The 14,223-nt window shown below is 68.6% G+C and carries 13 protein-coding genes and 3 pseudogenes; 11 read left to right on the top strand and 5 right to left on the bottom strand.

The window, feature by feature from the left end; all coding sequences use genetic code 11:
• The first annotated feature begins 7 nt into the window (after positions 1 to 7).
• The 11 genes and pseudogenes from BMG07_RS15220 to BMG07_RS15170 all read left to right on the top strand — a co-directional run bounded on the left by BMG07_RS15220 (position 8) and on the right by BMG07_RS15170 (position 10,329).
• Entirely contained in the window at positions 8 to 778 is a 771-nt protein-coding gene (locus BMG07_RS15220) for an Asp/Glu racemase (protein WP_307866972.1), read from the top strand.
• A 19-nt stretch (positions 779 to 797) separates the two neighbouring features.
• Positions 798 to 1,624 (top strand): annotated as a pseudogene (locus BMG07_RS15215) (alpha/beta fold hydrolase).
• 35 nt (positions 1,625 to 1,659) lie between these two features.
• The gene (locus tag BMG07_RS15210; protein WP_198085277.1) at positions 1,660 to 2,733 is read left to right on the top strand and encodes a 2,5-dihydroxypyridine 5,6-dioxygenase; all 1,074 of its coding nucleotides are present in this window, start codon (positions 1,660 to 1,662) and stop codon (positions 2,731 to 2,733) included.
• The gene (locus tag BMG07_RS15205) at positions 2,730 to 3,422 is read left to right on the top strand and encodes an isochorismatase family protein (protein ID WP_198085276.1); all 693 of its coding nucleotides are present in this window, start codon (positions 2,730 to 2,732) and stop codon (positions 3,420 to 3,422) included. Before BMG07_RS15210 ends, BMG07_RS15205 begins: the two co-directional genes overlap by 4 nt.
• 195 nt (positions 3,423 to 3,617) lie before the next feature.
• Positions 3,618 to 4,936 (top strand): annotated as a pseudogene (gene hisD / locus BMG07_RS15200) (histidinol dehydrogenase).
• Positions 4,936 to 5,703, top strand: coding sequence for an SDR family NAD(P)-dependent oxidoreductase (locus tag BMG07_RS15195; protein ID WP_198085275.1), 768 nt, complete (start codon positions 4,936 to 4,938; stop codon positions 5,701 to 5,703). The pseudogene hisD and the gene BMG07_RS15195 overlap by 1 nt, the downstream one beginning before the upstream one ends.
• Positions 5,700 to 6,749, top strand: a complete 1,050-nt coding sequence (locus BMG07_RS15190) for a LacI family DNA-binding transcriptional regulator (protein WP_198085274.1) — start codon at positions 5,700 to 5,702, stop codon at positions 6,747 to 6,749. Before BMG07_RS15195 ends, BMG07_RS15190 begins: the two co-directional genes overlap by 4 nt.
• 44 nt (positions 6,750 to 6,793) lie before the next feature.
• Positions 6,794 to 7,774, top strand: a complete 981-nt coding sequence (locus tag BMG07_RS15185) for a tripartite tricarboxylate transporter substrate binding protein (protein ID WP_198085273.1) — start codon at positions 6,794 to 6,796, stop codon at positions 7,772 to 7,774.
• Positions 7,775 to 7,799: 25 nt separating this feature from the next.
• Positions 7,800 to 8,798 carry a tripartite tricarboxylate transporter substrate binding protein gene (locus tag BMG07_RS15180; protein WP_307866971.1) on the top strand — a complete coding sequence of 333 codons (999 nt, stop codon included), beginning with the start codon at positions 7,800 to 7,802 and terminating at the stop codon, positions 8,796 to 8,798.
• Positions 8,795 to 9,517 (top strand): RraA family protein, encoded by a 723-nt coding sequence (locus BMG07_RS15175; RefSeq protein ID WP_269759001.1) that lies wholly within the window; start codon positions 8,795 to 8,797, stop codon positions 9,515 to 9,517. The genes BMG07_RS15180 and BMG07_RS15175 overlap by 4 nt, the downstream gene beginning before the upstream one ends.
• A gap of 14 nt (positions 9,518 to 9,531) precedes the next feature.
• Positions 9,532 to 10,329, top strand: a complete 798-nt coding sequence (locus tag BMG07_RS15170) for an HpcH/HpaI aldolase/citrate lyase family protein (protein ID WP_198085271.1) — start codon at positions 9,532 to 9,534, stop codon at positions 10,327 to 10,329.
• A gap of 83 nt (positions 10,330 to 10,412) precedes the next feature.
• On the opposite strand, the pseudogene BMG07_RS15165 reads toward BMG07_RS15170, so the two are convergent.
• The 5 genes and pseudogenes from BMG07_RS15165 to dmpE all read right to left on the bottom strand — a co-directional run bounded on the left by BMG07_RS15165 (position 10,413) and on the right by dmpE (position 14,220).
• Positions 10,413 to 10,603, bottom strand: a pseudogene (locus tag BMG07_RS15165) (2-hydroxymuconate tautomerase).
• 32 nt (positions 10,604 to 10,635) lie between these two features.
• A complete protein-coding gene (dmpH, locus tag BMG07_RS15160; protein ID WP_198085270.1) occupies positions 10,636 to 11,424 on the bottom strand; it encodes a 2-oxo-3-hexenedioate decarboxylase in 789 nt (262 codons plus the stop codon).
• Entirely contained in the window at positions 11,421 to 12,485 is a 1,065-nt protein-coding gene (gene dmpG, locus BMG07_RS15155) for a 4-hydroxy-2-oxovalerate aldolase (RefSeq protein WP_198085269.1), read from the bottom strand. Before dmpG ends, dmpH begins: the two co-directional genes overlap by 4 nt.
• 10 nt (positions 12,486 to 12,495) lie before the next feature.
• The gene (locus BMG07_RS15150) at positions 12,496 to 13,419 is read right to left on the bottom strand and encodes an acetaldehyde dehydrogenase (acetylating) (RefSeq protein WP_198085268.1); all 924 of its coding nucleotides are present in this window, start codon (positions 13,417 to 13,419) and stop codon (positions 12,496 to 12,498) included.
• Positions 13,420 to 13,437: 18 nt separating this feature from the next.
• Complete coding sequence (dmpE, locus tag BMG07_RS15145; RefSeq protein ID WP_198085267.1) at positions 13,438 to 14,220, bottom strand: 2-oxopent-4-enoate hydratase; 783 nt, start codon at positions 14,218 to 14,220, stop codon at positions 13,438 to 13,440.
• Positions 14,221 to 14,223 lie beyond the last annotated feature (3 nt).

The following is a 14,223-nucleotide window of genomic DNA, read 5'->3' as shown; positions in this document are numbered from 1 at the left end:
CAACACCGTGACCAAGACCTATCGCATCGGACAGATCGTTCCGAGTTCCAACACCACCATGGAGACCGAGGTGCCCGCCATGCTGCGGGCGCACTCGCGGCTTCGCCCGAACGACCAGTTCACCTTCCACTCCAGCCGCATGCGCATGAAGAAGGTCCAGAAGGAAGAACTGGCCGCCATGGACGCGGAAAGCGACCGGTGCGCGCTCGAACTCAGCGACGCGCGCATGGACGTGCTGGGCTACGCCTGCCTCGTGGCAATCATGGCCATGGGGCGCGGCTACCACCGCGTGTCGCAGCAGCGGCTCACGCAGCGCACGGCGTCCAACGATTCCGCCGCGCCCGTCATCACGAGCGCGGGCGCGCTGGTGGATGCGCTCAAGGTCATGAAGGCCCGCAAGATCGCGCTGGTCGCGCCCTACATGATTCCGCTCACGCAGCTGGTGATGGACTACATCGCCAACGAAGGCTTCGAGATCGTCGACTGGCGCGCCCTCGAGATCCCGGACAACCTCGACGTGGGCCGGCACGACCCCGCGAAGCTGCCGGGCATCGTCGCCGGCATGAACTACGCGGACGCCGACGTGATCGTGCTGTCGGCCTGCGTGCAGATGCCTTCGCTGGCCGCCGTGTCGCAGGTCGAGGCGCAGACCGGCAAGCCTGTGCTCACCGCGTCCATCGCCACCACCTACGCCATCCTCGACGCACTGGGCCTGGACCCGGTGGTGCCCGGCGCCGGCGCGCTGCTGTCGGGCGCCTATCCGCGCCAGGCGGCCTGACCCCGGGGGAACGTTCGCCATGCCAACCACTTTCCAGCACGGCCTGCAGCTGCACGCCAACGGCATCCGCCAGCACGTTCTTCGCTACGGCGGCGCGCAGGGCGAGCGCGCCGGCCGCGACGCCGTGATCCTGATCCCCGGCATCACCAGCCCGGCCGCGACCTGGGGCTTCGTGGCCGAACGGCTGGGTCGCCACTTCGACACCTACGTGCTCGACGTGCGCGGACGCGGCCTGTCGTCGTCGGGCCCCGACCTGGACTACGGCCTGGACGCCCAAGCCTCGGACGTGATCGCCGTCGCCCAGGCGCTGGGGCTTTCGCGCTACGCGCTGGTCGGCCACTCGATGGGCGCGCGCATCGGCGTGCGGGCGGCGAGCCGCGAACCTGCGGGCCTCACGCGCCTGGTCGCCGTCGATCCGCCGGTGTCCGGCCCGGGCCGCCGCGCCTACCCGGCCAGGCTCCCCTGGTATGTGGACTCGATCCGGCTGGCCACGCGGGGCATGAGCGCGCAAGACATGCGCGCCTTCTGCCCGACCTGGACCGACGCGCAACTGCAGCTGCGCGCGCAATGGCTGCACACCTGCTTCGAGCCCGCGATCGTGCGCAGCTTCGAGGACTTCGGCAAGGACGACATCCATGCCGACCTGGCCCGCGTGCGCACGCCGCTGCTGCTGATGACCGCCGCGCGCGCGACGTGGTGCGCGACGAGGACGTGGCCGAGTGGCAAGCCCTTGCGCCCCAGACCCTGCACACGCGCGTCGCGGATGCGGGCCACATGATCCCCTGGGACAACGAGCAAGGCTTCCATGAAGCCTTCGGCGATTTCCTGGGCCACGCGCTGGCCTGACGCACGACGCCGCATTCAACGCAAAGGAGCATCCCATGTCCGTCAGCGACATCGATCTGATCAAAGCCTGGCGACAGGTCCTGACCCTCTCCCGACTGGAGGCCGGCCAGGTGGTGACCGTGCTGACCGGCGCCGACACCAACGCGCAGACGCTGCGCTGCGCGATTGCCGCGGCAAGCGAATTCGGCGCGCGCGTGAACCGGCTGGACCTGCCGCCGGTGAACGCCGAAAAATCACTCAGCCGCGACGCCCTCGCCTACCTGGGCACCACGCCTCTCACGGGCAACCCCGCGGCCATTGCCGCGCTCAAGGCCAGCCACCTCGTGCTGGACCTGATGACCTTGCTGTTCTCCCCGGAGCAGCACGAAATTCTGGCGGCGGGCGCCAGGATCCTGCTCGCGGTGGAGCCGCCCGAGGTGCTCTGCCGCCTCGTGCCGACCGAGGCCGATCGCGCGCGGGTCACGGCGGCGTCGAAGCTCATCGAGGCGGCCACGCGCTTCCATGTCACGTCGGCCGCAGGCACCGACCTGCGCTGCGAGCTCGGCGAATTCCCCGCCATCCGCGAGTACGGCTTCGTCGACGAGCCCGGCCGCTGGGACCACTGGCCCAGCGGCTTCGTGCTGACGTGGCCGAACGAGGGCCGCAGCAACGGCGTTGTCGTGCTCGACCGCGGCGACATCCTGCTGCCCATGAAAGAGTACGCGACCGAACCCATCCGCCTGGAGATCAAGAACGGCTACGTGGTCGCCATAGAAGGCGGCCTGCAGGGCGACCTGCTGAAGGAATACATGGCGTCGTACGAAGACCCCGAGGCCTATGCCGTCTCGCACATCGGCTGGGGGCTGCAACCGCGCGCGCACTGGTCGATGCTCGCGCACTACGACAAGGAGACGCACATCGGCATGGACGCCCGGGCCTTCGAGGGCAATTTCCTCTGGTCGATGGGCCCGAACAACGAAGCCGGCGGGCATCGCACCACCGCCTGCCATATCGACATTCCGATGCGCCGCTGCACCGTCAGGCTCGACGGCCAGGCCACGGTGATCGAAGGCGTCGTGCAAGACGCGCAAGGCCTGGCGCATGCCGCGGCGCGCGGGAGGCTCGCATGACCCATCCGACCACCAACGCCATCGACGCCATCGACGCCAGCGACGTCATCGCAACAACGGCCGGCGTGCCGGGCGACATCTCGGCCTACGCCCGGCAGGGCTTCGGCACGCCGCTGCCGCTGAAGGCGCCCTTCGGCCTGCTGATCATCGACTTCGTCAACGGCTTCGCGAACCCGGCGGTGTTCGGCGGCGGCAACATCCCGCAGGCCATCGCCAGGACCACCGAGCTGCTGGCGCATGCACGGGCGTCGAAGTGGCCCGTTGCGCACAGCCGCATCGTGTTTTCCGACGACGATGCCGACAGCAACGTGTTCTGCCTGAAGGTGCCCGGCATGCTCACCCTCAAGGAGGACAGCCATGACAGCGCCATCGTGGCCGAACTGGCGCCCGCGCCCGGCGAATACGTCGTGCGCAAGAGCACGCCGTCGGCCTTCTTCGGCACCATGCTCGCGCCCTGGCTCGCGCAACGCGGCGTGCGGACGCTGGTCGTGGCCGGCTGCGTCACCAGCGGATGCGTGCGCGCCAGCGTGGTCGATGCGATGCAGTCGGGCTTCATGCCGCTGGTGGTTTCGGACTGCGTGGGGGACCGGGCGATCGGGCCGCACGATGCGAACCTCTTCGACATGGCGCAGAAATACGCGTCGGTCATGCCGATGCAAGAGGCGATCGCGCGCACCACGGCGGTGTGATGGCGCGAAGGTGCGGCCGCATGTGGTCGCATCCGGCAGGCGCATCGACCCCGTGAGGGCACGGCGACGCGCGGTCACCAGGCGTTCTTGATCCCGCGCGGGCATGCCGGCGACACAGGGTTTTCCCTATTTGCATACGCATGCAAGGCTTTGACATTGCATTCGTATGCAACGCCAAACCACTGGGAACACCCGATGATCAAATACCTCAAGCGCGGCAAGGACGTGCAAGTCCGAGCCGATGACGATGCCAAGGTGCGTGCCACCGTCGAAGGCATCATCAAGGACGTCGAAGCACGCGGCGACGCCGCCGTGCGCGACTACAGCCGGCAGTTCGACAACTGGAACCCCGCGGACTTCCGGCTCTCCCGCGATGCCATCGAGAAGGCGCGCAAGAGCCTGTCCGCGCGCGAGATCGAGGACATCGCCTTCGCGCAGAAGCAGGTGCGCAACTTCGCGCAGATCCAGCGCGACTCGATGAAAGACGTGGAAGTCCAGACGCATCCCGGCGTCATCCTGGGCCATCGCAACATCCCGATGGATGCGGTGGGCTGCTACATCCCCGGCGGAAAGTATCCGCTGCTTGCCTCGGCGCACATGAGCGTGCTGACCGCCAAGGTCGCCGGCGTGAAGCGCGTGGTGGCCACCGCGCCGCCGTACCAGGCGCGCCCCATCCGGCCATCGTGACCGCCATGGCCATGGCGGGCGCCGACGAAATCCTGGTGCTGGGCGGCGTGCAGGCCGTGGTGGCCATGGCCGTGGGCACCCAGACCATCGCCCCGGTCGACATGCTGGTGGGCCCGGGCAACATGTATGTGGCCGAAGCCAAGCGCCAGCTGTACGGCCGCGTGGGCATCGACCTGTTCGCCGGTCCGACGGAGACGCTGGTGATCGCCGACGACTCCGCCGACGGCGAGATGTGCGCCGTCGACCTGCTGGGGCAAGCCGAGCACGGCCCCACGTCGCCCGCCATCCTGCTGACCACGAGCGAGCAGCTCGCGCACGACACCATGGCCGAGATCGAACGCCAGCTGAAGGTGCTGCCCACCGCCGCCATCGCCGCCGTGAGCTGGGCCGAGTACGGCGAGGTGATCGTCTGCGACACCCAGGAAGAAATGCTGGAGAAAGCCAACGAGCTGGCCTTCGAGCACGTGCAGGTGCTCACGCGCGACCCCGACTACTTCCTTGCGCACATGACCAACTACGGCGCGCTGTTCCTCGGACCGCGCACCAACGTGAGCTTCGGCGACAAGGTGATCGGCACCAACCACACGCTGCCCACCAACCGCAACGCGCGCTACACCGGCGGCCTGTGGGTCGGCAAGTTCCTGAAGACCTGCACCTACCAGAAGGTGCTGACCGACGAGGCCAGCGCACTCATGGGCGAGTACTGCTCGCGCCTGTGCCACATGGAGAACTTCGCCGGCCACGGCGAGCAGGCCAATCTGCGCGTGCGCCGCTACGGCACGCGCGCTGAGGTGCCGTGGTACCAGCCGGTGCCGGCGCTGTCGTGATGAACGCGCTGCCCCGCTCTGCGAGCTTCCGGGTCGACGGCCAGCGCGCGCTGGTCACCGGCGCGGGCCGTGGCATCGGCCTGGCCGCGGCGGCCGCGCTGGCGCGTGCCGGCGCCCACGTCACCCTGGCCGCACGCTCGGAAAACGAGCTGCGCGAAGCCTGCGCGCAGATCCGCGCCGAAGGCGGTGCTTGCGACCACCTCGTGCTCGACGTGACCGACTCGGCGGCCGTGACCGCCGCGCTGGGCAAGGTCGCCGCGTTCCAGGTCCTCGTGAACAACGCAGGCCTCAACCGGCCCAAGCTGCTGGTCGACGCACAGGACGAGGACATCGACGCGGTGTTCGACCTCAACGTGAAGGCCACGCTCTACGTGACACGGGCGGTGGCGCGCGGCCTGCTCGCGGCGAAGCTGCCGGGCTCGATCATCACCATCTCGTCGCAGATGGGCGTGGTCGGCAGCCCGCGCCGCACGCTCTACTGCGCGAGCAAGCACGCGATCGAGGGCATGACCAAGGCGCTGGCCTGGGAGCTGGGCCCCGCCGACATTCGCGTGAACACCATCTGCCCGACCTTCATCGAGACCGCGATGACGGCCGGAATGTTCGCCGACCCCGCGTTTCGCGGATGGGTCACGCAGCGCATCGCGCTGGGCCGCCTGGGGAAGACGGAAGAAATCATGGGCGCGGTGGTGTTCCTGGCCAGCGAAGCCTCCAGTCTCATGACCGGCAGCGCGTTGATGCTCGACGGCGGCTGGAGCGCGGCATGAGGTCGAACGCCACCGCGCAGGACGTGGCCCGGCTGGCCAACGTGTCGCAGTCGGCCGTGAGCCGCACCTTCACGCCGGGCGCCAGCGTGTCCGAGGACACGCGTTCCCGCGTGATGATCGCGGCCAAGTCGCTGGGCTACCGGCCCAACGCCATGGCGCGCAGCCTGATCACGCGGCGCAGCCGGATCATTGCGCTGGTCATGGGCTACCTGGAGAACCAGTTCTACCCGCTGGTGATCGAGAAGCTGTCGCAGAAGCTGCAAAAGCAGGGCTACCACGTGCTGATGTTCATCAGCGACGGCGACGAGACCGACGGCGTGCTCGACGAGATCCTGCAATACCAGATCGACGGCATCGTCATGGCCTCGGCCATGCTGTCGCCCGACCTTGCGCGCCAGTGCGCCGACTCGGGCGTGCCGGTGGTGCTGTTCAACCGCGTGCCCGACATCAGCGCCTTCGCGCGACACACCACCAGCTCGGTCACCTCGGACAACCGCGAAGGCGGCCGCATGGTGGCGCGGCTGCTGCTCGAGCGCGGCCACAAGCGCATCGCGTTTCTCGCGGGGCTGGAGAAATCGTCGACCAATCTCGAGCGCGAGCGCGGCTTCAACGAGGCGCTCGCGCAGGCCGGCATTTCGGTGTTCCGCCGCGAAGTCGGGCACTACAGCTTCGAGCGCGCGCGCGACGCGGCGCGTGCCATGTTCGCCGGCGTGCCGGCCACGAAGCGCCCGGACGCCGTGTTCGTCGCCAACGACCACATGGCGATCGCCGTGATGGACGTGCTGCGCCAGGAACTGGGCCTGCGCGTGCCGGACGACGTGAGCGTGATCGGTTTCGACGACGTGCCGCAGGCAGCCTGGGGCGCCTACCGCCTCACGACCGTGGTGCAGGGCGTGGAGCCGATGGTCGAGGCCACGGTCGAACTGCTGCACGAGCAAATGCAGGACGACGCGCAGCCGCGCAACGTGGTGATTCCCTGCCGCGTGGTCGAGCGCGACTCCGTGCGCGCCGCGCGCCGCAAGACAAGAGTTTCGAAGCCCGCCTGAGCGGGACACATCCCATTCCAATTCCATCCAAGGAGACATCTTCCATGAGCCCCCGAATCCGCCTCACGATGCTGGCGGCGCTGGCCTTCGCCGGCGCAACCGGCATCGCCCACGCGCAGCCCGCCGCCTGGCCCACCAAGCCGATCAAGTACGTGGTGCCTTTTTCCCCCGGCGGCGTGTCCGACGGCGTGGCTCGCCTGGTGGCCCAGCACCTGGGCGAACGGCTGGGCCAGCCGGTGATCATCGACAACCGGCCCGGCGTGTCCGGCATCGTCGGCACGCAGGCCGTCGCGCGCGCGCCGGCGGATGGCTACACCGTGATCGGCGGCACCATCACCACGCACGCGGTCAATCCGTTCTTCAACAAGAACCTGGGCTATGACCCGGTGAAGGACTTCGTGCCGGTCAACCTGGTGGGCATGGTGAGCAACGTGCTCGTGGTGCCAGAGGGCAGCCGCTTCAATTCGGTGGCCCAGGTCATCGCCGAGCTCAAGGCAAAGCCGGACAGCCTCACCTACGGCACCGCCGGCCCTGGTACCTCACAGCACCTGTCGGGCCAGTTGTTCGAGAACATCACGCACACGCGCATGCGACAGATCGTCTACAAGGGCGGCTCGCAGGCCATCGTCGACCTCGTCGGCGGCCAGATTGACATGGTGTTCGAGACCGTGGCCGCCGCGCGGCCCATGATCGACGGCAAGCGCGTGAAGGTGCTCGGCGTGACGGCGGCCAAGCGCCTGGCCAGCCTGCCGGGCGTACCCACGCTGGCCGAAGCGGGCGCGCCGAACTTCGAGATGCAGTCGTGGCAGGGCGTGTTCGTGCCTGCCCACACGCCCAAGCCCGTGGTCGACCGGCTCGCGCGCGAGATCGCCGCCATCGTTGCAATGCCCGATGTGCAGGAAAAGCTGCGCGGTCTTGGCGTGGAGCCTGACGGCCGCACGTCGGAGGCCTTCGCCGCGTTCCAGCAATCGGAGATCGCGAAGTGGGGCAAGGTCATCAAGGATGCCGGCATCCAGGCCGAATGAGAAAGACACCATGACACACACACCCGTGAAACAACTTCGCCGCAAGCTCGTGCTGGCGGCAATCGCCGTCGCCGGCTGCATCGGCAACCTCGCGGCGGCACAGACGGCCGCCGGCCCGGGCGGCTACCCCGCGACCGGCCGCGTCACCATCGTGGTGCCCTTCGCGCCTGGCGGCGCCACCGACATCGTCGCGCGGCTGGTGGCCGAAGAGCTCGGCAAGCGCTGGGGCACGGCCGTGGTGGTCGACAACAAGGCCGGCGCGGGTGGCGGCATCGGCACCGAGTTCGTCGCGCGCGCCAAGCCCGATGGCTACACGCTGCTGCTGGGCACGCAGACCGCGCTGTCGGTCAACCCCACGCTGCTGAAGAAGCTGGGCTACAACGTCGACAAGGACTTCGCGCCCGTGACGGAACTGGCCAGTACGCCGCTCGTGCTGCTGGCGGGCAACAAGTCGGGCGCGACCGACGTGAAGTCGCTCGTTGCGGTCGTCAAGGCGAAGCCCGATGCCGTGTCGTACGGATCGAGCGGCAACGGCACCTCGCAGCACCTCACGGCCCTGATGTTCCTCAACCGCATCGGCGGCAAGGCGGTGCATGTGCCGTACAAGGGCAGCAGCCAGTCGCTGGTCGACCTGGCGGGCAACCAGATCGACATGCAGTTCGACAACATGACCACCGCGCTTGCCTTTGCCAGGAACAACCAGGCCAAGGCGCTGGCCGTGACGAGCGCCACGCGCTCCCCGCTCGCCCCTGACTTGCCGACACTGGCCGAGTCCGGCGTGCCCGGCTTCGAGGCGGCCACCTGGCTGGGTCTGCTCGCGCCGGCCGCGACGCCCGCGCCGGTGGTCACCTGGCTCAACGCCGAAGTGGTCGCGGTGCTGCGCACGCCTTCGGTGGTCGAGCGGCTGGCGGCGCAGGGCTTCACGCCCAAGCCGATGACGCCGCAGGCGTTCCGCCAATTCATCCAGGACGAAACGCTGAAGTTCGCCGAGCTCATCAAGACCAACCATGTGACGCTCGAATGAGCACCGCCGCGGTGAAATCCGTGCTGAGTGCGGAACTGGTCCGCAAGCTGCGCTCGGTCGACACACCCACGATCTGCAATGCGCTCGAACTCGCCATGGGTGGGCGCAGCGCGCAAGGCTTCACCCACGGCACGCTGGTGGCCGCACCGCGGCCGATGGCGCCCATGCTGGGCTTTGCGCGCACGGCATGCATCCGGGCCGCGCAGCCGTCCAGTCGCCCCGACGCCGACATGCGGCAATTGCGCCTCGACTACTACCGCCACGTGGCACCGGTGAACGATGTGTCCACGCTGGTCGTGATGCAGGACCTGGACGAGCGTCCCGGCATCGGCTCGTTCTGGGGCGAAGTCAACTCGGCCGTGCACGAAGGGCTGGGCGTGGCCGGTGTGCTGACCAACGGCTCGGTGCGCGACCTGGGCGACCTGTCGCCCGGCTTTCCGATACTGGCCGGCAGCATCGGCCCCTCGCACGCCTTCGTGCACGTCGAGAGCATCGGCACGCCGGTGGAAGTATTCGGCCTGCGCGTGGCGCACGACGATCTGATCCACGCCGACCGCCACGGCGCGGTATGCATCCCGCCGCAGTGTCTTCAGGCCCTTCCCGCCTGCATTGACCTCGTGCGGCGCAAGGAAGCACCATTGCTGGCGGCCGCGCGCGCCGCCGGCTTCAGCCTGGCGAAGATCGAGGCCGCCATGCGCGAAGCCGACGACATCCATTGAAGGACAAACGAACCATGGACCACCCCCACCACCCGTTGGACACGCGCCTGCCCGCGCTGCTCAAGAGCGGCCAGCGCCTGCGCGGCCTGTTCAATTCGCTGCCGAGCCCGGCCATCGTCGAGATGTGCGGCTACGCGGGCTTCGACTTCGTCATTCTCGACAACGAGCACGGCAGCGCCAACCTCGAGACCACCGAGCACATGCTGCGGGCCGCGCGTTCGAGCGGCATCGTGCCCGTCGTGCGCTGCCTGCGCCACGACATCTCGCGCGTGCTCGACATGGGCGCCAGCGGCGTTCAGATCCCCATGGTGGGCAGTGCCGAGGAGGCACGCGACCTGGTGCAGCAGGTGCGATACCCGCGCGTGGGCAGGCGCGGCAGCGCGTTCAGCCCCCGTGCCGCCGGCTACGGTGCATTCCCCGGCGTGGCGCACACCGAGCGCAGCAACGCGGGCGTGGCACTGATCGTGATGATCGAGACGCCCGAGGCGGTCGAGCAGGCGGCTGCGATCGCGGCGGTCCCCGGCGTGGACGCGGTCTTTGTCGGCCCCAACGACCTGTCGCATGCGATGGGCTTCGACAACAACTGGAAGGCGCCCGAAGTCGAGGCGGCGATTCAGCGCGCGCTCTGCGCGATCCGGGACGCAGGCAACTGCGGCGGCGTGATCGCGCTCACCCCGGAAGACGAGGCGAAGTATGCCCAGTGGGGTGCGCGCTATTTCGCGAGCACCACCACGGGCCTGATCACCCAGGCCTTCCAGCAGGCCTCCGGCGCCGGCGGGCGGCGCCCCGGGGCCGCGACGCTCGGCTACTGACTTTTCTTTCGCGACGAAAGCCGTGCGCGCGGGTGCAGGCTTCGAACGAGATGTCCACCCCGCAAGACGTGGATGAAACTCGGCTAGCGCCCGAGGTCTTTCGCGGATACCCCGGCGATGCCCCAGTTCTCCTTGGGCACGTCGTGCAGCCACACGCGCACGTTTTCCTTGGGGGCACCGACGGCTTCGACGATCGCGTTCGTCACCCTCTCGATCAGCGCGCGCTTCTGGTCTTCGGTTCGGCCTCGATGAGGTAGATCTGTGCAAACGGCATGGCGTGTTTTCCTTCTTTCGTTCTTCAGTTCGTCAGACGAAGCGCAGCCCGACGCTGCCCATGCCCTGCACCTTGAGCGTGACCGAATCCCCCGCCTTCACGGCCACCGCCTCGGTGATGCCGCCCGACAGGATGAGCGTGCCGGCCGGGATCTCCTCGCCGCGCGCGCCCAGGTGATTGGCCAGCATCGCGATGGCCGCGGCCGGATGGCCCAGCACGGCAGCACCGGCGCCGAAGGCCACGGGCTCGCCGTTCTTCTCCAGCACGATGCCGGTGGTGCGCAGGTCGAGTTCGCCGGCGGACACGGCGCGCCCGCCGACCACGAAGCGCGAGGCCGAGGTGTTGTCGGCCACCACGCTCTTCAGGTCGAACTTGAAGTCGCGGTAGCGGCTGTCGATCACCTCGATGCCGGGAAGCACGAAGTCGGTGGCCGCGAGCACGGCGCCGATGTGGCAGCCCGGCCCCTTGAGCGCGCGCTTCGTCACGAAGGCGATCTCGGGTTCCACCTTGGGGTGGATCAGCTCGCTCACCCGGCATTCGCCGCCCTCGGGCACCGCGAAGTTGTCGGCCATGAAGCCGAAGACCGGCGTGGTCACGCCCATCTGCTTCATCTTGGCGTGCGAGGTGAGCCCGGCCTTCAGGCCGATGATGCGGTGGCCCCGTTCGAGCTTGCGGCGACGGATCTCGTTCTGGATGGCGTAGGCGTCATCCCAATCCATGTGCGGATATTCGTCGGTGATCTTGGGGGTGTCGCGCGCCTCGAGCTCGCAGGTTTCCAGGTGCTGCGCGAGAGCGGCGATGGTGGCGGCGTCGAGCTTCATGCGTGTGTCTCCTGTGCGGCCGCGTGGCCGCTGGTTCGCCTGCGGGCCAGCGTGATGGCCGTGTCTTCGATCATGTCTTCCTGCCCGCCGACCATGCCGCGCCGCCCGAGTTCCACCAGGATCTCGCGCGCCGGCACGCCGTATTTCGCCCCGGCCCGCTTGGCGAACAGCAGGAAGCTGGAGTACACGCCCGCGTAGCCGAGCGTGAGCGAGTCGCGGTCCACGCGGATCACGTGGTCCATGATGGGCACCACGCGGTCTTCGGCCACGTCCTGGATGCGGAACACGTCCACACCGGTCTCGATGCCCATGCGCTCGCACACGGCGACGAACACTTCCATCGGCGTGTTGCCCGCGCCGGCGCCCAGGCCCGCGGCGGCGGCGTCGATGCGGTTCGCGCCCGCGGCCACCGCCGCGATCGAGTTCGCCACGCCCATGGCGAGGTTGTGGTGCCCGTGAAAGCCCAGTTCGGTCTCGGGCTTGAGCGCGGCGCGCACGGCGCCGATGCGCGCCGTCACGTCGTCGGGCAGCATGTAGCCGGCCGAATCGGTCACGTAGATGCAGTTGGCGCCGTAGCCTTCCATCAGCAGTGCCTGGCTCACCAGCGTCTGCGGCGAAGCCATGTGGGCCATCATGAGGAATCCCACGGTGTCCATGCCGAGCTTGCGTGCCATGGCGATGTGCTGCTCGGACACGTCGGCCTCGGTGCAATGCGTGGCCACGCGCACGGTGTGCACGCCCAGGCCGTGCGCCATGCGCAGGTGGTCGACGGTGCCGATGCCGGGAATGAGCAGCGCCGACACCTTGGCCTGCTTCATCAGCGGAACGACGGTGCCCAGGTACTGCTCGTCGGTGTGGGCCGGAAAGCCATAGTTGACCGAGCTGCCGCCCAGCCCGTCGCCGTGCGTCACTTCGATGAGCGGCACGCCGGCCTCGTCCAGGCCGGTGGCAATGCTGGCCATCTGTTCGAGCGTCATCAGGTGGCGCTTGGGGTGCATGCCGTCGCGCAGCGTCATGTCGTGCACGGTGACGCGGCGGCCCTTCAGGTTCGTTGGGGTCATGGGGTGGTTCCTATGCCACGAGGGCTTCGATCGGCGGGGCGGAGGCGAGCATTGCCTCGGCGAACATCTCGGCGGTGCGCGCGGCGGCGGCGGTCATGATGTCGAGGTTGCCGGCGTACTTGGGCAGGTAGTCGCCCAGGCCTTCGACCTCCAGGTAGATCGACACCCGCTTGCCGTCGAACACCGGGCCGTTCACCAGCCTGTAGCCCGGCACGTACCTGCGCACCTCGGCGAGCATCTCGTGCACCGAGGCGGTGATGCGCGCCTCGTCGGGCGTGTCCTCGGTCAGGCAGTGCACGGTGTCGCGCATGATCAGCGGCGGCTCGGCCGGGTTGACGATGATGATCGCCTTGCCCTTGGCGGCGCCGCCCACGCGCTCGACCGCACCGGCCGTGGTGCGGGTGAACTCGTCGATGTTGCGGCGCGTGCCCGGCCCCACCGAGCGGCTGGACACCGTGGCAACGATCTCGCCGTAGGCCACGGGCTGCACGCGCGAGACGGCCGCCACCATCGGAATGGTGGCCTGCCCGCCGCAGGTGACCATGTTGACGTTCACGGGCCGCTCTCCCGGCCGCGCCATCAGGTCCTTCAGGTTGACGGGCGGCACGCAGAACGGGCCGATGGCCGCCGGCGTGAGGTCGATCATCAGCACGCCGAGCGCATTGAGCCTGGCACTGTTTTCGGCATGCACGTAGGCGCTGGTGGCGTCGAACGCGATCTGCACGCCGTCGGCCTGCACGTGCGGCAGGAGGCCGTCCACGCCCTCGGCCGTGGTCTTGAGCCCCATTTCCCTTGCCCGCTTCAAGCCGTCCGACTCGGGGTCGATGCCCACCATCCACACAGGCTCCAGCACGGGGCTGCGCTGCAGCTTGGCGAGCAGGTCGGTGCCGATGTTGCCCGGCCCGATCAGTGCGCACCTGATCTTTTTCGTCATGGGAAGTTTTCCTTTTCTTCAGTGAAAGCGGACCGAGCAATCGCCCAATCCGCCAATGGAGACGCGGAAGTTGTCGCCGGCCTTGGCGGGGAACATGGCCGCGAGCGCGCCCGAAAGAATCACCTCGCCGGCCTTCAGGCCGATGCCCAGCGCCCCCAACGTGTTGGCCAGCCAGGCCACGGCGTTGACGGGCGAGCCGAGCGCCGCGGCCCCTGCGCCGGTGGCGATGATTTCGCCGTTCTTCTCGAGCACCATGCCGCAGGTGGAGAGATCGATGCGGCGCGGGTCCACCGCGCTGTCGCCCAGCACGAAGACGCCGCAGGAGGCGTTGTCGGCCACCGTGTCGGCGATCTTGATCTTCCAGTCGCGGATGCGCGAGTCGACGATCTCGAAGCACGGCATCACGCATTCGGTGGCCGCCAGCACGTCGGCGTTGCCGATGCCGGGGCCCATCAGGTCGCGCTTGAGGATGAAGGCGATCTCGCCCTCGGCCTTGGGTTGGATGAGAGTGCTGCTGTCGATGCTCTCGCCCTCGCCGACGATCATGCCGTCGAGCAGATAGCCGAAGTCGGGTTGGTAGACGCCGAGCATGTTCATCACCGCGCGCGAAGTCACGCCGATCTTCTTGCCGACGATGCGCTCGCCGGCCTCGGTGCGGCGCGCGATCATGCGTTGCTGCACGCCGTACGCGTCGGCGATGGTGATGCCTTCGTGGCGGCTGGTGAGCGGCTCGACCGCGCTGCGCCCGCGCAGCGCGCCGTACAGCTCGTCGCCGAGTTGGTGGATGAGAGTGGTGTCCATGGG

The sequence above is a fragment of the Variovorax sp. E3 genome (genome assembly GCF_016082275.1).
GTDB lineage: Bacteria > Pseudomonadota > Gammaproteobacteria > Burkholderiales > Burkholderiaceae_C > Variovorax.
Note: the sequence above shows the minus strand (reverse complement) of the source record. Positions and strands in the feature narration are given on the sequence as shown.